General features: G+C 64.0%; 16 protein-coding genes and 1 tRNA gene. 12 read left to right on the plus strand and 5 right to left on the minus strand.

The genetic code is table 11. From position 1 onward, the window contains the following. Positions 1-30: 30 nt before the first annotated feature. From NP511_RS03865 to NP511_RS03890, 6 genes are all read left to right on the plus strand, one after another. Positions 31-1,113, plus strand: a complete 1,083-nt coding sequence (locus NP511_RS03865; RefSeq protein WP_006648995.1) for a succinylglutamate desuccinylase/aspartoacylase family protein — start codon at positions 31-33, stop codon at positions 1,111-1,113. A gap of 157 nt (positions 1,114-1,270) precedes the next feature. Then, positions 1,271-1,702, plus strand: coding sequence for a succinate dehydrogenase, cytochrome b556 subunit (gene sdhC / locus NP511_RS03870; protein WP_049964484.1), 432 nt, complete (start codon positions 1,271-1,273; stop codon positions 1,700-1,702). Further along, entirely contained in the window at positions 1,702-2,067 is a 366-nt protein-coding gene (locus NP511_RS03875) for a succinate dehydrogenase/fumarate reductase transmembrane subunit (RefSeq protein WP_049964485.1), read from the plus strand. The genes sdhC and NP511_RS03875 overlap by 1 nt, the downstream gene beginning before the upstream one ends. 1 nt (position 2,068) lies before the next feature. Further along, positions 2,069-2,941 (plus strand): succinate dehydrogenase/fumarate reductase iron-sulfur subunit, encoded by an 873-nt coding sequence (locus NP511_RS03880; protein WP_049964486.1) that lies wholly within the window; start codon positions 2,069-2,071, stop codon positions 2,939-2,941. Between the two features lie 2 nt (positions 2,942-2,943). Next, complete coding sequence (locus NP511_RS03885; RefSeq protein WP_049964487.1) at positions 2,944-4,782, plus strand: FAD-binding protein; 1,839 nt, start codon at positions 2,944-2,946, stop codon at positions 4,780-4,782. A gap of 83 nt (positions 4,783-4,865) precedes the next feature. Continuing rightward, a complete protein-coding gene (locus tag NP511_RS03890; protein ID WP_158413748.1) occupies positions 4,866-5,027 on the plus strand; it encodes a hypothetical protein in 162 nt (53 codons plus the stop codon). Positions 5,028-5,058: 31 nt separating this feature from the next. On the opposite strand, the gene NP511_RS03895 is transcribed toward NP511_RS03890, so the two are convergent. Next, the gene (locus tag NP511_RS03895) at positions 5,059-5,253 is read right to left on the minus strand and encodes a XapX domain-containing protein (protein ID WP_049964488.1); all 195 of its coding nucleotides are present in this window, start codon (positions 5,251-5,253) and stop codon (positions 5,059-5,061) included. Between the two features lie 263 nt (positions 5,254-5,516). Here NP511_RS03895 and NP511_RS03900 point away from each other — a divergent pair, with 263 nt between their 5' ends. Continuing rightward, a complete protein-coding gene (locus tag NP511_RS03900) occupies positions 5,517-5,741 on the plus strand; it encodes a helix-turn-helix domain-containing protein (RefSeq protein WP_049964489.1) in 225 nt (74 codons plus the stop codon). 241 nt (positions 5,742-5,982) lie between these two features. Here the strand turns inward: NP511_RS03900 and NP511_RS03905 are convergent, their stop codons facing one another. Together NP511_RS03905 and NP511_RS03910 are read right to left on the minus strand one after the other, a co-directional pair. Further along, positions 5,983-6,798, minus strand: coding sequence for an HD domain-containing protein (locus NP511_RS03905; protein WP_049964490.1), 816 nt, complete (start codon positions 6,796-6,798; stop codon positions 5,983-5,985). Positions 6,799-6,849: 51 nt separating this feature from the next. After that, positions 6,850-7,329, minus strand: a complete 480-nt coding sequence (locus NP511_RS03910) for a redoxin domain-containing protein (protein WP_049964491.1) — start codon at positions 7,327-7,329, stop codon at positions 6,850-6,852. 229 nt (positions 7,330-7,558) lie between these two features. Here NP511_RS03910 and NP511_RS03915 point away from each other — a divergent pair, with 229 nt between their 5' ends. Together NP511_RS03915 and NP511_RS03920 are read left to right on the plus strand one after the other, a co-directional pair. Continuing rightward, positions 7,559-7,870, plus strand: a complete 312-nt coding sequence (locus tag NP511_RS03915; protein ID WP_049964492.1) for a Sec-independent protein translocase subunit TatA/TatB — start codon at positions 7,559-7,561, stop codon at positions 7,868-7,870. Positions 7,871-7,886: 16 nt separating this feature from the next. Next, positions 7,887-7,959 (plus strand) — tRNA-Arg (locus NP511_RS03920). A gap of 329 nt (positions 7,960-8,288) precedes the next feature. Here the strand turns inward: NP511_RS03920 and NP511_RS03925 are convergent. Beyond that, positions 8,289-9,530 carry an acyl-CoA dehydrogenase family protein gene (locus NP511_RS03925; RefSeq protein ID WP_049964493.1) on the minus strand — a complete coding sequence of 414 codons (1,242 nt, stop codon included), beginning with the start codon at positions 9,528-9,530 and terminating at the stop codon, positions 8,289-8,291. Positions 9,531-9,689: 159 nt separating this feature from the next. Next, a complete protein-coding gene (locus NP511_RS03930) occupies positions 9,690-10,457 on the minus strand; it encodes an SDR family NAD(P)-dependent oxidoreductase (RefSeq protein WP_049964494.1) in 768 nt (255 codons plus the stop codon). 208 nt (positions 10,458-10,665) lie between these two features. Here NP511_RS03930 and NP511_RS03935 point away from each other — a divergent pair, with 208 nt between their 5' ends. From NP511_RS03935 to NP511_RS03945, 3 genes are read left to right on the plus strand one after another with little or no spacing between them, the layout of a single operon-like run. After that, positions 10,666-14,745: an ATPase, T2SS/T4P/T4SS family gene (locus NP511_RS03935; RefSeq protein WP_049964495.1), complete on the plus strand. Its 4,080-nt coding sequence runs from the start codon at positions 10,666-10,668 to the stop codon at positions 14,743-14,745. Next, positions 14,742-16,814, plus strand: coding sequence for a type II secretion system F family protein (locus NP511_RS03940; protein WP_049964496.1), 2,073 nt, complete (start codon positions 14,742-14,744; stop codon positions 16,812-16,814). The genes NP511_RS03935 and NP511_RS03940 overlap by 4 nt, the downstream gene beginning before the upstream one ends. Before the next feature lies 1 nt (position 16,815). Next, complete coding sequence (locus NP511_RS03945) at positions 16,816-17,358, plus strand: DUF7287 family protein (RefSeq protein WP_049964497.1); 543 nt, start codon at positions 16,816-16,818, stop codon at positions 17,356-17,358.

The following is a 17,358-nucleotide window of genomic DNA, read 5'->3' on the forward strand; positions in this document are numbered from 1 at the left end:
ATTCACGTCGCTGCTCCCGGAGAACGTGATATGAGCGACGACGCGACGAGCGACCCTCCCGACGAGGCGGCCACCGAGGCGTTTACCTACAACGGCGGCCGCGTCGATCCGGGCGAATCGGCGAACATTCGATACGGCATCAGCGAGACGTATCTCGGCGACCCCGTGCGGATCCCAGTAACGGTCGTCAACGGCGAGCATCCGGGGCCCACGGTGTTTCTCTCGGCGGCGGCCCACGGCGACGAACTCAACGGGATCGAGGTCGTCCGGGAGGTGGCCCACGACTGGGACCACTCGATACTGCACGGGACGCTCGTCTGTCTGCCCGTGATGAACGTCCCCGGATTCCTCGCACAGGAGCGGTATCTCCCGATCTACGATCGGGACCTGAACCGGTCGTTCCCCGGCCGCGAGGGCTCGACCAGCGCCCGGCGGATGGCCAACCAGATCTTCACGAACTTCATCGAGCCCTGCGATCTCGGACTGGACTTCCATACGTCGACGCGGGGCCGGACGAACATGCTTCACGTCCGTGCGAACACGGAGCGATCGACCGTCGCCAGACTCGCCAAGGCGTTCAGTTCCAACGTCATCATCGCCGGCGAGGGGCCGTCGGGAACGCTCCGACGCGAGGCAACCGAAGCCGGGATTCCGACGATCACGGTCGAGATGGGCGAGGCCCACCGGTTCCAGCGACGGCTGATCGACCGCGCACTCACCGGCGTCGCGAGCGTCCTCGCCGAGTTCGGACTTCACCGGGAGTCGTCGGTCCACTGGCCCGGCTGGCGGACCGTCATCGACGACGACGACGAGAAGACCTGGCTACGGGCCGACGCCGGCGGTATCGTCGATATGAAACGTGGCCGCGGCCAGCTCGTCGAGGAGGGCGAGGTCATCTGTACCATCACCAACCCGTTCAAGGAAGACGAGGACATCGTCACCGTCGAGGCCCCCTTTACCGGCCTCATCGTTGGCGTCCTCGAGAACCCCGTCGTCTACCCGGGGAACCCGCTGTGTCATCTCGTCGGACTCTCGCCGGATACCCTCACCGCGCTCGAGCGCGAGCGGACGACCGAGCGGTCACGGTCGGACCTCCGTCAGGGAGACGACTGAGCGAACATCTGACATCTGCCGGGAGTTCCCCGAACTCCTTCGGGACATGTCAACGGAACTCGTTCGTTTCTGGCCGTGTTCTCTCGGACCGAACGGATGAACAGGAGCGATAAAAGTAACTTCTATACCGCCGCGGTCAAACGGTCCACATGAGCGCATGAGTCAGTCTTACAATCGCGGCCTCATCGAGGACTTCGGGCGGTGGAAGGAGTTCTCGGCCGGCATGTGGGCGTGGATCTTCCACAAGTTCACCGGGTGGATGCTGATCGGCTACCTGTTCACCCACATCGCCGTGTTGAGTACGTCTATCGGTGGCGCACAGGGCGAAACGATAATGGTCGACGGCGAATCGGTTAACGTCTACACGGGCACGCTGCAGGGACTCGAGGGGCTGTTCCTCATCCGCCTGCTCGAGATCGGCCTGCTCGCGGTGGCCGTCTTCCACATCCTGAACGGCCTTCGCCTGCTGATGGTCGATCTCGGGATCGGCCTCGAGTCTCAGGACAAGAGCTTCTACGCCTCGCTGGTGTTGACCGGGGCGATCACCGTCGCCAGCGTCCCGACCTTCCTGACGGGGGTGGGGATCTGATGGCGGAACGATACTCCTCTTTCACGCCCGGCGGCACCGGCTGGTTCCTCCAGCGCATCACCGCCGCGTTCCTCGTGGTCGTTCTCGCGTTCCACTTCTTCCTCCTCCACTTTGTCAACCACGCGTACGAAGTAACCTTCATGCAGACGCAGCTCCGAATGGAGAACATCGGGTACTTCCTCACGATGGTCCTGTTCCTGGTGACCGCCGCCTTCCACGGCGTCAACGGCGTCTACAACGCCTTGGTCAATCAGGGACTCGAGGGGACCCAGAAGAAGGTCGTGCTGGCGGTGCTGACCATCGCCGGCGTCGGCCTCGTCGCGCAGGGAATCTACGTCGCACTCGCGATGCGGGGAATGATCTAACATGAGTACGCAACAAGCCGAACCCGAGAGCCAGGAAGCACCGGAAGACCCGTCGATGAAAGGCGCGGAGTCGCCGGCGGCCGAAGAGCAGAAAGGCGGCGGTATGGTCGACGACCACGCCGAGAAGGCCGCCGAACTCGAGGGGGAGACGGTCCACATCAAGGTGTTCCGCTACGACCCCGAAGTCGAGGGGAAACAGGAACCACGCTTCGACGACTTCCACGTGCCCTTCGAGAAGGGGATGACCGTCCTCGACTCGGTCATGTACGCCCGCGACGAGTACGATTCGTCGCTAACCTTCCGTCACTCCTGTCGACAGGCCGTCTGTGGCTCCGACGCCTTCTTCGTCAACGGGAAGCAGCGACTGGGCTGCAAGACCCAGATCTCCGATCTAGAACAGCCGGTCCGCATCGAGCCGCTGCCCCATCAGGAGGTCGTCAAGGACCTGGTCGTCGACATGGACCACTTCTACGACCAGATGCATACGGTCGAGCCGTACTTCCAGGACGAGGACACGCCGCCGGTCGATGACCTCGAGGAGCAGCGCCAGAGCCAGGAAAACCGCGAGAAGATCAAGATGTCCTCGCGGTGTATCTGGTGTGGCGCGTGTATGTCCTCGTGTAACATCGCGGCCGGCGACAACGAGTATCTGGGCCCGGCAGCGATCAACAAGGCCTACAAGTTCGCGATGGACGACCGCGAGGGCGAGGAGATCAAGGAGCATCGACTCCGCATTCTCGAGCAGGAACACGGCGTCTGGCGGTGCCAGACCCAGTTCTCCTGTACCGAGGTGTGTCCGAAGGACATTCCGCTCACCGAGCACATTCAGGAGCTCAAGCGGGAGGCAGTCAAGAAGAACCTGAAATTCTGGTAACCATGTACGAACACGACGTCATCGTGGTCGGCGCCGGCGGCGCCGGCCTCCGGGCCGCGATCGCAGCGAACGAAGCGGGAGCCGACGTGGCGATGGTCACGAAGCTCCACCCCGTCCGTAGCCACACCGGCGCGGCGGAGGGCGGCATCAACGCGGCGCTTCAGGAGGGCGACGACTGGGAACTCCACGCCTACGACACGATGAAGGGCTCGGACTACCTCGGCGACGCGCCGGCGGTCGAGACCCTCGCCCAGAACGCCCCCGAGGAGACCATCAACCTCGAACACTGGGGGATGCCGTTCTCCCGCGAGGACGACGGCACCGTCTCCCAGCGCCCGTTCGGTGGCCTCTCTTACCCACGGACCACCTACGCCGGGGCCGAGACGGGCCATCACCTGCTGCATACGATGTACGAACAGGTCGTCAAACGCGGCATCCAGGTCTACGACGAGTGGTACGTCATGGACCTGGCGACGACCGACGAGGACGACCCCAACGACCGCGAGTGTCACGGCGTCGTCGCCTACGACGTCCAGTCGGGCAACATTGAAGGGTTCAAGGCGAACAACGGCGTCGTCCTCGCGACCGGCGGCCCCGGCCAGGCCTTCGACCACACCACCAACGCCGTCTCCTGTACCGGCGACGGCCACGCGATGGCCTACCGTGCCGGCGCGCCGCTCGAGGACATGGAGTTCATCCAGTTCCACCCGACCTCGCTGCCCTCGACGGGGGTCCTGATCTCCGAGGGGGTCCGCGGGGAAGGCGGTATCCTCTACAACAGCGAGGGCGAGCGGTTCATGTTCGAGTACGGCTACGCGAACAACTCCGGCGAACTCGCCAGCCGCGACGTCGTTGCCCGCGCCGAACTCACCGAGGTCGGCGAGGGACGGGGCGTCGACGACGAGTACGTCCACCTCGACATGCGCCACCTCGGGGAAGAGCGCATCATGGACCGCCTCGAGAACATCCTGCACCTCGCGGAGGACTTCGAGGGCGTCGACGGACTCGTCGAGCCGATGCCGGTCAAGCCCGGCCAGCACTATGCCATGGGTGGCATCGAGGTCGACGAGAACGGCCAGACCTGCGTCGACGGCCTCTACGCGGCCGGCGAGTGTGCCTGTGTCTCCGTCCACGGCGGCAACCGACTCGGCGGCAACGCCCTGCCGGAACTGATCGTCTTCGGCAAGCGCGCCGGCCAACACGCCGCCGGCGAGGACCTCGGCGAGCCCGAGATCCGGACCGGCTACGGCGACGACGTCGAGGACGAGACCGACACCGAACTGCCGGTCGCACCCGGCAAAGCGGGGCTCGAGACCAGCGGGAGCGTCGCCGCCGACGGCGGGATGGCCACCGACGCCGAGGGTGTCCTCCAGCGAAAGGTCGAAACCGCCCGCGAACACGTTGACACCCTGATGGACAAGGACGACGGCGTCCAGCACGCCGAGATCCGCGCGAAGCTCCAGCAGGCGATGACCGACTACGTCAACGTCTTCCGGACCGAGGAGGGCGTCAAGAAGGCCCTCGAGATCATCCGTGAATGCCGCGAGGAGTATCAGGACGTCTACGTCGACGACCCGTCGCGGACGTTCAACACGGACCTCCAGCAGACCATCGAGACGCGCAACCTGATCGACGTCGCCGAGACGATCGCGCTCGGCGCCCTGGTGCGCGACGAGTTCCGCGGCGCTCACTGGCGCAAGGAACACCAGGAACGCAAGGACGAGGAGTGGCTCAAGCACACGCTGATCTCGTGGGACGACGGCTCGCCGTCGATCTTCTATCGCCCCGTGATCCTCGAGGGCGAGAACAAGACCTACGAGCCGAAAGAGCGCAGCTACTGACCGCGCCGTCGCCGTTTTCGCCGCGTAATCCGGCCGCCGCCTCGAGTAGAACCGTTTATTGCTGTCCCGACTAATGGCGACGTATGGGAACTGTTTCGCTGCTCGGCGTCGCCGCGGCCTTCCTCGGCGGCTCCGTCCTTGCCGGCCCGCTACTGTTCGTAGCGGTCGTGTTCTCGCCCGCGGCGTTTCTTCTAGTGCTTTGGGTACTCATGCGGTTCGTCCTCAGTACCGAATCAACGGCCTGACGCCGCGGTCCCCCGCCGCTCGGTCGAACCGCTACAGCCCCAGCACTTCGAGCAGGTCGACGCCGACGCCGGCGCGTTCGACCACCCTGTAGCCGAGGTAGATCCCGATGATCCCCATGATACCGGGGAGTTCCGGCGGCGCCGGAATCGGGACGTTGAGAAATCGGAACAGCGCACCGGTCACCAGCCCGGTCAGCAGTGCGAGGGCGGTAAGCTGGGTCGACATCTCCTATTACTCGCGAACCCGGCCACAAAAGCAGTCCGTCCGTCTTCAGCGGCCGCGGTGACTTCGTCACCCGCTACCACTACACACCACTACGACGATCGCCTACACTCGAGATCGCGCGATCGCGACCCCGTCAGTCGGTCTGAACATACTTTCGACCATCGACGTATGCTATATCGACAGTAGTGGCGGCCGCTCGTCGTCGCAGTTTCGACAATCGTTGTAGACGACATTTATTATCGTCGAAAAATACAGGATTCAGTATGACACGAGCAGCGACGACGACACCGGACGTATCGCTTCCGACCGATCTCGACTCCGCCCGCGCCAAACTGGTCTACCTGTATCTCGCCGCGACCGGCGGTGCGACCGCGGACGACCTCTGTGACGACCTCGCCGTCACGAAAGGGACCGTCCTCTCGATCACGGGGACCCTCCGGGATCGGGGCTACCTCGAGCGACGGGACGGTCGGTACAAACTCGCCTGAGGACGGAACACTCTCTGACGAGTGCGAACGGCCGGAAGCGAGGTCCGAGCGTTGCGAGGACCTCGCGACCCGGGGAAGGGCAGGCCTTTGCCCGTTACTCACCGCGAGCCCCGAAGGCGCGAGCGGGCCGACGACTGATGTGGAGACCCGCGTAGCGGGTCGGAACGGAAGGAGGAGTGCTTTTGGTCCAGCTTTTGCCGAGGGCGCGGCGAAGCCGCGCCCGCAGCGCAAAAGGTGGGTTCTAGAGTTCGATCCGCTCGACCAGCCGCTCGTGGTTTTCGTTCGTGTTGACCGCGACGATGCGGATCTCCTCCTCGAGCCCCGAGTCCTCGAGTTTCGCCTTGAGGAGGTTGTCGACCTGGTAGACGCCGGCGGCGTTGGTCATCGCGATCTCGACCATCACGGGCGTGGTGTCGCCGGGCTGGAGCGAGACGCGCTTGATCGCCTGGCTCGAGAGGGTGTTGATGCCGCGCCCGCCGGACTCGTAGGGGATCCGCGAGCGGCCGCTTTCCATGTCCAGCGCGTCGGCGACGCGGATGACGCCGGCCTCGGTCGTCAGGGGCGTCTCGGCGGTGTGGTGACAGAGGATCGCGTGGAGGATCTCGCCTTTCATCCGGACGCGGTCGGCGGCGTCGTAGAACTCCGGGAGGATCCGTTCCAAGATGTCGGCGGCCAGCGGGATCGAGTAGTAGGCGTGGCTATCGCGGTGGACGACGTGGCCCACGTCGTGTAAGGTCGCCGCCAGCGCGATGATGACCGCCTCGTCTTCCTCGGCGAGCCCTTGCTGGCGCGCGCCGTTGAAGTCGACGTCGCCGGCCTTGAGCAGGTCGTAGAGACACAGCGCCCGGTTACGGACGATCTCGATGTGTTTGGTGCCGTGATCGTTGTACCGCATCCGATCGACCGCATTGATGTTTTGGGCCTCGAGATAGGCCTCGATTTCCTCGTCGGTCTCGACGAACTCGAGGACGCGGTTCAGTTTCTCGTCGGGAAAGTGGTGGTCGTCGTCGGGGGTGTAGACATGGTAGGGCTCCTCGGCGGCGGCAGAATCACTCATACGTACTCCTCGGTTGCTGACTAAAAAAGCCCTGCGACGGTCTCGGGTTCGTTACGACAGGTCCTCGACGGCGGCCTCGACCTCGTCGTAGTCGGGCTCGACGCCGGGGTCGTCACTGACCCACGAGTAGGCGATCTGTCCGTCGCCGTCGACGACGAATACCGACCGCTTGGCGACGCCGTGGACGCCCAGGTCGGCGAAGTCCATCGAGAGATCGTACTCGTCGACGATCTCCTTGTTGTAGTCGCTGATGAGGCCGAACTCGAGGCCGTTCTGCTCGCGGAACTCGTTCAGGGTAAACGGCGAGTCGCGGCTGACGCCGTAGACGGCGGCGTCGAGGCCGTTGAACGCGGCCAGTCGGTCCTGGAACGTACACATCTCGGTGGTACAGACACCGGTGAACGCGCCGGGGAAGAAGGCGAGGACGATCGGTGCCTCGTCCTCGAGGCGCTCAGAGAGCGTGAACTCTTCGATGTCGCCGTTTGCGAGCGGTGCAGTGAAGTCGGGTGCGGCGTCTCCGGTTGCTGCCATCGTTGTAATCGTTACGTACAAACCGGAAAGACAGTTTCGCTCCCGGACGGGACGTGGATCGATCCGAGCGAGGCCCCGTCGCGGTCGGCGACGGAAGTTGGGGCGGCGTCGGCCGGCCCGGCTCGAGTGGAAATTCCGAACTGTGCGCTCAGACGGACTGTCGCGCCCGCATGCTTACCTTAGTGCTCCAAAAAGGTTATAATTGCCAGCGGGTAAGCTACGCATAGAGATGGTAGCCGAAATCACACCGCTGTTCATCCCCGGCGGCATGGGGCCTCCGGAACTCGCCATCATCCTCGTCATCGCGGTCTTGCTCTTCGGGGCGAATAAGATCCCGAAGCTCGCGCGATCGACCGGCGAGGCGATGGGTGAGTTCCAGAAGGGCCGCGAAAAGGTCGAATCGGAACTCGAAGAAATGCGCGAGGGCGGCACCGTCAGTGAGGGCGAGACCACCGACGACGAGGAGTTCGTCGACACCGAGCCCGTCACCACCGAGGACGAGACGACCACTGAGTCTGGAACCGAGACGGAGACCAACTAACGTTCTTTTTCCGCCGGGGCGTGTGGCCTAGCGGACAGGGCAGGAGGTTCCTAACCTTCTGATCGTGGGTTCGAATCCCGCCACGCCCGTCCTGCGACGAACGGACGTGAGGAGCGGACGGGCACGGGATTCGAATGAGAGAACGGCGAGCGAAGCGAGCCGTTCGCGTGGTTCGAATCCCGCCACGCCCATACAGCGAACAGGGAGTGAACCGCCACGCCTGCCGTTCACGTCCTCGAGGCGATCCCGGTCGAAATCGATCGCCAGTCGCACCTCGACGGCCGACTCTCGAGGCGACGACACGGGAGGGATTCGGCCCGTGACCAACGAGTCCGTCCCTAGCCGATCGTGCCACTCGAGAGGGCGGCAAGCGGGGTCCGACGGGGGTCGGACGAAAAGCGGCGCAGCGAACGGCCTGTCAGTGGTCGGCGCTTCGTTCCCGGTTCGGATCGCCAAAGCGGGTCAGCGGCTCGAGTTCCTCCTCGGGGACGTCCTCGAAGGCGGCGCGAGCGATGACCCGGCGGTGGACTTCGTCGGCACCGTCGACGATGCGGAACTGGCGGACGGATTCATAGAAGTCCGACAGCGGGAGGTCCTTCCCGATGCCGTTGGCACCGCAACACTGTACCGCGAGGTCGATGGCGTCTTGGGTGACGTTGGCCGAGAAGACCTTGCACATGGAGACGGGGATACGGGCCTCGTCGCCGGCGGCGATCCGGTCGGCGGCGTCGCGGATGCCGGTCCGAGCCATGTGGAGTTTCGTCTCGGCGTCGGCGATCCGGTGTCGGAGCGACTGCTTGTCCGACAGCGACGAGTCGAAGCCGCGTCGTTCGCTGATGTAGGCCTTCGCGATGTCCAGCGATCGCTGGGCCATCCCGGAGTAGCGCATACAGTGCGTGAGTCGGGCGGGACCGAGCCGTTCCTGTGCGTGGGTAAAGCCCTCGTTCAGTTCGCCCAGCAGGTGTTCCTCGGGAACGCGGACGTTCTTGTATCGGATCTCGGCGTGGGACGTGCCGTGATTGCCGCCGCCCATGTGTGGGACGTCGCGGATGACCTCGACGCCGTCGGCGTCGGCGGGAACGAGAAAGAGCGAACAGGCCTCGTAGGGGTGAGCCTCGGGGTCGGTTCGGGCGAGGACGATCAGCACGTCGGCCTCTACCCCCTGCGTCGTCCACCACTTGTGGCCGTCGATGACCCACTCGTCGCCGTCTTTTTCGGCGGTCGTCTGGATCATCTTCGGGTCCGAGCCCGCACCCTGCATCGGCTCGGTCATCGAGAAGCCGGACTTGATCTCTCCCTGGACGAGCGGCTCGAGGTAGGTCTCTTTCTGTAACTCGTCGCCGGCCAGTTCGAGTAGGTGCATGTTCCCCTCGTCGGGAGCGTCGACCCGCATCGCGATCTGGCCGAGCAGACTCCGACCCGCTTCTTCGAAGGCCGGGAGCGAGTCGCGGAAGGAAAGCCCCATGCCGCCGTACTCCTCGGGGATCTGTGGTGCGTAGACGTCGTACTCGCGGGCGGCCTCGCGGAGTTCCGCGATGGTACCGCTCGAGACGGCCATCCCCCCGGCTCGTTCGCGTTCGATCGGCAGGACGACCTCCTCCATCAAGTCGTTGGCACGCGATGCGACCTCGCGTGCTTGGTCACTGTCATTGTAGCGCATAGTTGGGATACCCCCGATCGACGGCTAAGGGTTTGGAGAACACCCACGCGATCACAACTACCCCCGTGATTTTTGATGAAAGATTTCGGGGGCCGAACGTGATCGGCTCGAGAGCAGGGTATCGGCCTTACGATCGGTCCGAACGGCGGGAGCGGGGAGTTATCGAGCCGTCCAGCCGCCGTCGGCCGCGAGGACGGAGCCGGTCACGTAGCTGGCGGCATCGCTCGCGAGAAAGACGACCGGGCCGGCGATCTCCTCGGGATCGGCGAACCGATCCAGCGGTGTGCGGTCGATGATCGACTGGCGGAGCCGATCGTTCTCCTCGAGGTCCGCGGTCAGTTCCGTCGAGACGTAGCCCGGTGCGACGGCGTTGACCCGGACCTCGGGAGCCCAGTCCAGCGACATGCTCTTGGTCAGTCCGACCAGTCCGTGCTTCGAGGCGACGTAGGGGTGTTGGCGCGGCAGGCCGACCAACCCGCCGACGCTGGCGACATTGATTACCGAGCCGCCGTCGCTTGCAAGGAGGTGGTCAGCGGCGGCGTGGGTGACCTCGTAGGCCCCGTTCAGGTTGACGTCTAACACCCGATCGAGGCTCTCGGTCTCGACGTCTTCGGGCCGGCCCAGCGCATCGTCGGGATTGAAGCCGGCGTTGTTGACGACGACGTCGACGCCGCCGAACTCGGCGGCGGCTCGGTCGATCACGTCGCCGACGGCATCGGAGTCGGTCACGTCCGCGGGGACGGCGAGGGCGTCACCACCAGCGTCCTCGATGTCCGCTGCCACGGTCTCGATCTCGTCCGTCGATCGGGCGCTCGGGACCACTGCCGCGCCCGCGTTCGCCAGTTCGACTGCGATCGCGCGGCCGATACCACGGCCGCCGCCCGTTACCACTGCGACTCGTCCCTCGAGATCGAAGAGTTCGCTCATCGGTCCCCCGTTTCGTGGGTACCCACGTCAAGCTTTTCGCGCGGCCAGGCGGCGATCGTCGTTTTCCCCCGGCAGCAAGCCTGTCAATAACGGAACCTAAATCCTCCTCGAGCGAGCCGTAATCGATAGAAAACGGCGGGACAGTGGATTATCAGAACTGGTAATGGGCGGATGAATTTTTTGAGGGGTGAGCGTTCGTGTAGGGGCAATGGCTATTGACGAGGCCGACCAATCGGACGTCGGGGACTTTTCTGAGGGGGAGGCGTCCGACCCTGCGTCGGAGGACGAGCCGTCGGAACGGGACTCGCGTGTCCGTGTCGGCGAGTACACGTGGGAAGCGTTCATGGAAGAACACGGGCACGGGGACGAAGTCGCCGACCTGTACCCGGACGAACCCGAGGGTGACGACCAGCTCGGGCTCGACACCGACGAGGACGTGAGATCGGTCGTCCCGAGCGGGGACGACTGGAACGACGTCGAGTTCGACCCCGAGGAATACCTCGGCCACCACCCCGACGACCTCGACGAGACGGTCCTGCCGACCGCGGGGGACAACGGCGAGGCGATCTGGGACGCCTACTGGGAGTACGCCAACCCCGAGACGACACCGGTCGTCAAGGATACCTGGACGTGGGAACACTACAAGTGGGAATACTACTACGAGGACGACGGCAGCCGGCCGCGGGATTCCGACGGTGAGATCGTCCGGCACGACCGGGAGGAGGCACTCGGTTTCGATCCCGAGACCCTCGAGAACCGGCTCGCGGCGGGCAACGACGCCGCCTTGGAACTCGACGACATCGTCGAGGAACGGACCGTCAACATCCAAGACGAGATCGACGAAGACGAGTTCTTCTCGACGGCGGCGGGCAACACGACCGTCTCGAACCGGTACGACCTCGAGAAAGCGGTTCCATTCGAGAAGAAGACCCACTTCCGCGAGGTCGAGCGCTACTGGGTCAACAAACCCTACGCCTTCGTCGTCATCTTCCATTCGGAGAAGGAAAACGAGAAGAAGTACTACATGGTCGAACCCTACCAGAACGAGATCGAGACGGAACTCAAGGAGTTCCTCTCGGGCAAGCTCAGGACGGCCATCAAGTACTCCGAGGACGGGATCAAGGAGAAAGCGACCGAGGACGGCCGGCGCACGGTTATCGAGGACGAGACCCGGCGGCTGCTCAAGCGCTATGATCTCTTCGAGGCCACGTCGGACGAGACGGCAAAGAGCATCCTCGAGACGCTACAGGGGCTGCTCGACGACGAGGACGAAGCAGCGGAAAGCGAGGACGACGGGCCCTCGCAGCTACAGGGGATCGAGGTCCGACCGGAGCCGGCGATTCTGGCCGACGATCCGGACACGCTAAGCGAGTATCAGGTCGAGAAGCTACTGTACCTGCTCAAACGCGACTTCATCGGCTACGAACGGATCGACGGGATCAAACACGACATCAACGTCGAGGACATCTCCGTCGACGGCTACAACTCGCCGGTGTTCGTCTACCACTCCGAGTACGAACAGATCATCTCGAACATCTATCACGGGAAGGACGAACTCGACGATTTCGTCGTCAAACTGGCACAGCGCTCCGGGAAAGGCATCAGTAAGCGACTCCCACAGGTCGACGCGACCTTGCCCGACGGCTCGCGCGCCCAGTTGACCCTCGGCAAAGAGGTGTCCGACCACGGGACGAACTACACCATCCGCCAGTTCAAGGACGTCCCCTTCACGCCGATCGACCTCATCAACTGGAACACCTTCTCGCTCGACGAGATGGCCTTCCTCTGGCTGGCCATCGAGAACCACAAGAGCCTGATCTTCGCCGGCGGTACTGCCTCGGGGAAGACCACCTCGCTGAACGCCGTCTCGCTGTTTATCCCCAGCAGCGCCAAGATCGTCTCCATCGAGGACACCCGCGAGGTCGAACTGCCACAGCGCAACTGGATCGCCAGCGTGACCCGCCCCTCGTTCGCCGACGACGAGCAGGGCGACGTCGACGAGTTCGACCTGCTGGAGGCCGCGCTCCGACAGCGCCCCGACTACATCGTCATGGGTGAGATCCGCGGTGAGGAGGGTCGAACGCTGTTCCAGGTCATGTCGACCGGTCACACCACGTACACGACCTTCCACGCCGACTCCGTCGACGAAGTCCTCAAGCGGTTCACGACGGACCCGATCAACGTCTCGAAGACGATGTTCACCGCCCTGGACCTGGTCTCGATCCAGACACAGACCCGAGTACAGGGCCGGAAGGTCCGCCGGAACAAGTCCCTGACCGAGATCAACCACTACGAGGCCGAACACGACGAGATCAACGTTCAGGACGTCTACCAGTGGCAAGCCGAAACCGACGAGTTCCTCAAAATGGGGGACTCGAACACCTTAGAGGAGATCCAGTTCGACCGCGGGTGGAGTACTGAAAAGCTCGAGGAGGAACTGTTCAAACGTGAGATCATCCTCGCCTATCTCATCAAAAACGGACTGAACACGTACGCACAGGTCGCCGCGACCGTCCAGGCCTTCATCAACGATCCCGACACTATCCTCACGCTCATCGCGAACGGGCAACTCGAGGACAGTCTCGAGGACCTCCGCGAGATGGAGAGCGTCCTGATCGACGTCGACCCGGAGAAAGAGGAACTGGTCCCCCGGCCGGAGGCGACCGACGAGACGTACAACCTCTCGATGGACATCCTCGAACGGGCCGAAGAGTCGGTGTTCGAGGAGTACCGTGGCGAAGTGCCGAGTGGGCTCGCGAGCGCGCTCGGCGACGTCGAGGAGGAAAGCACGATCGAGGTCGACCGAGCCGACAGCGAGGAGTTCGAGTTCGCAGGCGACGTCGACGAAGGCGTCGATGACTCGGAGTGGGAACTCGGTGACAGCGACACGGAATTCGCCGTCGAGGGTAACGACGGGACCGCCGACGAGCCGGCGTGGCTCAGCGAAGACACCGGCTTTGCGATCGGGGGCGACGACGGCGGAACCGCGACCGGCGGCGACAGTGTCGAGGCCGACGCGGCCGGAGCCGCTGCGGATCCGGCTTCCGATACCGGTGAAGCCGCCGAACCCGGGCCGAGTACGGACGAGTTGGAGACGGCCGATGACAGTACCCCCTCGAGCGGGAACTCGTCGGTCGCTGCCGGGGCCGACACCGAGGCGTCGACCGCGGACACCGGACCGGATCGCTCCCGAACCGCGAGCCAGTCTGCCGATGCCGACAGCGCGATAGCGGGGGGAGAAGCCGACGACTCGACGGTGATGCCCACCGAAGACGCTGGAGACGGCGATCTGGGCGGTTTATTCGACGACATGGGTGAGACGATCGACGAACTCGGAGAGCCGACCGGCTCCGGCCGACCGGCCGTCGAGGACGGGACCCCCGCGGGCCGACCCGACACCTCCGGCTTCGATTCGATGTTCCCCGAGGACGATCTCGACTCGATCTTCGATCCGGAATCGGACGACGGTGAACGCCGTGAGGGCAACGCACAGATCGACGATCTCTCGGACGTCCCCGAAAGCGACACCGCGTCCGCCGCATCGACACCCCCCTCGAGCGACGCGGGCCCGGACGGGACGGCCGACCGTTCGCCGGCCGATCCAACGGCCACGGAGTCGACGGACGACGGTCGCGAACCGGCCGCGGAAGGGACGGCCTCGAACGAGACGCCCACACAGTCAGGCGGGGCCGAAGCCGACGAGGCGTCACCGTCGGAGCCGGAGCCGCCGACGATCGACCTCAGCGAGCCCTCGTCGGATGACGAGGGGGAGAGCGACGGGACGTCAGCGACCGATGCCGTCGATGCGGGGAGCGACGACGAGCCTGCGACTACGGACGACGAGTCCGCGGACGCAACGGCGGTCGAACCGCCGACGATCGAGATCGACGAAAGCGGTTCTGACCCGCCGGACGGGACCGATACCGACGACGGAGACCAAACCGCTTCCGGCTCGACTGCCACGGATGTGGACGACGGGCCCAACACTGGCTCCGGCGTCGACGAAGCACTCGAGTCGCCGGACGAGACGGCGTCGTCAACGGACGGATCGACGCCGACCGACCGGTCTGCCGGGGGTGACGACTCCGCGACGGACGAGGACTCGATCTTCGGCGGTGGGTCGGATTCGATCTTCAGCGACGAGGCCGACGACGACGACGATAGCGACGGCTCGCTCTTCGACGGCGGGGGCGACGACTCGATCTTCAGGGATGAAGAAGACGAATCGGGCAACGACGATACCGGCATCTTCGACGCCGACGACGCGAACGAGGACGGTGACACATGAGCCTCCAACGGGACGACAGTGGCGGGACGGGGATGTCGGCGGGTTCCGACGCCCTCGGTGATCGGTTCTATCCGCTCTACGACTGGCTGTTCGGCGAGGAAAGCGAGTTCGTCGCGGACATCGAGACGAAACTCGCACAGGCCCGGATGACCGACACGGTCGAACTCTACCTCTCCCGGGCGCTCGGTATCGGATTCATCAGTGGGCTGAGCCTCTGGCTGATCGGCCTGATGATCGGCTACGGCCTGGTCGCGCTCGGATTCATCGCGAACGAACCGCTGATCGGGATCCCTGTCGGGACCGGCCTCCTGCTCGACATCATCAACCTCCTCCGAATTCCCGCCGTCATCTTTTTCGCCGGTCTCCTTTTCGGCTCGATCGGCTTCGCGTTCGGGTTCGGCTCGATGGTCGCGATCCCCTACTCGCGGGCCTCGAGCCGGAAACGCGAGATCAACATGCTGTTGACCGACTCGATTTCCTTTATGTACGCCCTCTCGGTCGGCGGCCTGAACCAGCTCGAGATCATCGAGGCGATGGCCGAGGCCGACGACACCTACGGCGAGGTCGCCCGTGAGTTCCAGAGCATCGTCAAGGAGACCGAGTACTTCGATATCGACTACCGGACGGCGATCCGCAAGCAAGCACTCGAGACGCCGAGCGACGACCTCTCGCAGTTTTTGACCGACATGCTCTCGATCGTCAACAGCGGCGGTGACATGGAGAGCTTCCTCGAGGACAAGAAGGAAAAGCACATGCGGACCGCAAAGCAGGAACAGGAACTGACCCTCGAGACGCTCGAGCTGTTCGGGGAGATGTACATGACGCTGTCGCTGTTCCCGCTGCTGCTGATCATCATCATGGTGATCATGCAGATGATCCCGAACGCCGACGTCTCGGATCAGATGCTGTATATGGTCGTCTACGGCCTCATTCCGATGATCGGTGTCGGGTTCATGGTTCTGGTTTCGACGGTCAAACACGACGAACCCGGCGACGGCTATCTCACAATGGGCAACACCGACCAGCGGACCGAAACGGGACAGGAGGGCGGCCTGCTGAGTCTCGGCCTCGTCGAGCAGTTCACCGGTCGACACAGCGTCTTCGACCGGATCAAGAACCGCGAGGGGACCCACGAGACGATCGAAGTCCTGCGTCAACCCCACATCTTCTTCCGGGACCATCCGCTGGTCACTCTCGTACTGACCCTCCCGCTTGCGCTCGTCATCGTCGTCACGGCGCTTGTAAACGGATCGGCCCCGACCTCGTGGGACGAGATGCTCGAGGCCCCGATCTGGGGGACGTTCATCTATCTCTACGTACCGCTGTATATCACGGCGCTGCCGCTCTCGATTTTCCGGGAGTGGAACGTCCGGCACCGAAACGCCGTCGTCAACAAACTCTCGGAGGACCTTCGAAAGCTCTCGAGTTCCAACGACACGGGGCTGACGCTGCTGGAATCGCTCAAGGCCGTCTCGGACACCACGAGCGGCAAGCTGGCCCGCGAGTTCGAGATGATGCACACGAAGGTCAACTACGGGATGAGCCTGACGGAGGCGCTCATCGAGTTCAACAACAAGTACCACATTCCGCGGCTGGCCCGGACGACGCGGCTGATCACCGAAGCCCAGGAGGCGTCGAACCAGATTTCGGACGTCCTTCGGACGGCCGCCACCGCCAGTGAGAACCACGACGACATCGAACGCGAGCGCAAGTCCCGCACCCGCATGCAGATCGTGATCATCATCATGACGTTCATGACGGTGCTTGCGGTGATCGCGATCCTCAAGACCCAGTTCATCGATACGATGGCTGGGCTCGAGACCGGCGGAAGCGGTGGCGGTGGCGGTGGCGGTGGCGGTGGTGGTGGTGGCGCGATGCAGGGCGCGAACCTGAGCGAGAACATCGACGTCAACATGCTGTCGGTGTTGTTCTTCCACGCGGTGACCCTGCAGGCGATCATCTCCGGCTTTATCTGTGGCTACATCCGGGATGCGGACCTACTGAGCGGCCTGAAGTACGCGGTCGGACTGTCCGCAGTCGCACTCATCGGCTGGACGCTGGTGGCCTAACATGACCGGGAACGGAACGCACGATCGATGCCGGGATCGAACGGACGGACGAGAGCTGCTGGCCACCTCGAGTCGGGCAGCGGTCGAGCGCGAACGGGGCCAGACGACGCAGGACTTCGCCGTCGGGATCGGGATCTTCCTGCTGGCGATCGCGTTCGTCTTTATGTTTCTGCCGTCAGTCGTGACCCCCTTTGACTCGTCGGTCGGCGGTGCAGAGACGGCACAGGCCGATCGGATCGCAGACCGGATCGTCAACGATACAGCCACAGGTGAGGGAAACGAGATCAATTTTACCAGTTATCAGGGCAAGGAGAACCTGACCAAACAGGTGGGGCTTCGGGCGAGCAGCGACGAAGACCTCGTCTACGATCGGGTTAACGTAACTATCGAACGTCTCAACGGCAGTTCGGATATCGACACCGGTCTGACGGCGGGGGACGACTACACCGGACAGCCGGCGGCGAGTTCTGCACGGATCGTCACGCTCGCGAACTATCCCGACGAGTGTCGGCCGGCATGTCGACTCGTCGTGAGGGTGTGGTAA

Origin of the sequence: Natrinema thermotolerans (genome assembly GCF_031165565.1) — an archaeon.
In the GTDB taxonomy this organism is placed as follows: Archaea; Halobacteriota; Halobacteria; order Halobacteriales; family Natrialbaceae; genus Natrinema; species Natrinema thermotolerans.

Excerpts from the sequence above, each read along its gene's own strand:
- NP511_RS03930 (WP_049964494.1), bottom strand. The coding sequence starts at position 10,457 with ATGAGCGAACTCTTCGATCTCGAGGGACGAGTCGCAGTGGTAACGGGC.
- NP511_RS03865 (WP_006648995.1), top strand. The coding sequence starts at position 31 with ATGAGCGACGACGCGACGAGCGACCCTCCCGACGAGGCGGCCACCGAG.
- NP511_RS03910 (WP_049964491.1), bottom strand. The coding sequence starts at position 7,329 with ATGGCAGCAACCGGAGACGCCGCACCCGACTTCACTGCACCGCTCGCA.
- NP511_RS03945 (WP_049964497.1), top strand. The coding sequence starts at position 16,816 with ATGACCGGGAACGGAACGCACGATCGATGCCGGGATCGAACGGACGGA.
- NP511_RS03880 (WP_049964486.1), top strand. The coding sequence starts at position 2,069 with ATGAGTACGCAACAAGCCGAACCCGAGAGCCAGGAAGCACCGGAAGAC.
- NP511_RS03925 (WP_049964493.1), bottom strand. The coding sequence starts at position 9,530 with ATGCGCTACAATGACAGTGACCAAGCACGCGAGGTCGCATCGCGTGCC.
- NP511_RS03885 (WP_049964487.1), top strand. The coding sequence starts at position 2,944 with ATGTACGAACACGACGTCATCGTGGTCGGCGCCGGCGGCGCCGGCCTC.
- NP511_RS03940 (WP_049964496.1), top strand. The coding sequence starts at position 14,742 with ATGAGCCTCCAACGGGACGACAGTGGCGGGACGGGGATGTCGGCGGGT.
- NP511_RS03915 (WP_049964492.1), top strand. The coding sequence starts at position 7,559 with ATGGTAGCCGAAATCACACCGCTGTTCATCCCCGGCGGCATGGGGCCT.
- sdhC (WP_049964484.1), top strand. The coding sequence starts at position 1,271 with ATGAGTCAGTCTTACAATCGCGGCCTCATCGAGGACTTCGGGCGGTGG.
- NP511_RS03875 (WP_049964485.1), top strand. The coding sequence starts at position 1,702 with ATGGCGGAACGATACTCCTCTTTCACGCCCGGCGGCACCGGCTGGTTC.
- NP511_RS03900 (WP_049964489.1), top strand. The coding sequence starts at position 5,517 with ATGACACGAGCAGCGACGACGACACCGGACGTATCGCTTCCGACCGAT.
- NP511_RS03905 (WP_049964490.1), bottom strand. The coding sequence starts at position 6,798 with ATGAGTGATTCTGCCGCCGCCGAGGAGCCCTACCATGTCTACACCCCC.
- NP511_RS03935 (WP_049964495.1), top strand. The coding sequence starts at position 10,666 with ATGGCTATTGACGAGGCCGACCAATCGGACGTCGGGGACTTTTCTGAG.
- NP511_RS03890 (WP_158413748.1), top strand. The coding sequence starts at position 4,866 with ATGGGAACTGTTTCGCTGCTCGGCGTCGCCGCGGCCTTCCTCGGCGGC.
- NP511_RS03895 (WP_049964488.1), bottom strand. The coding sequence starts at position 5,253 with ATGTCGACCCAGCTTACCGCCCTCGCACTGCTGACCGGGCTGGTGACC.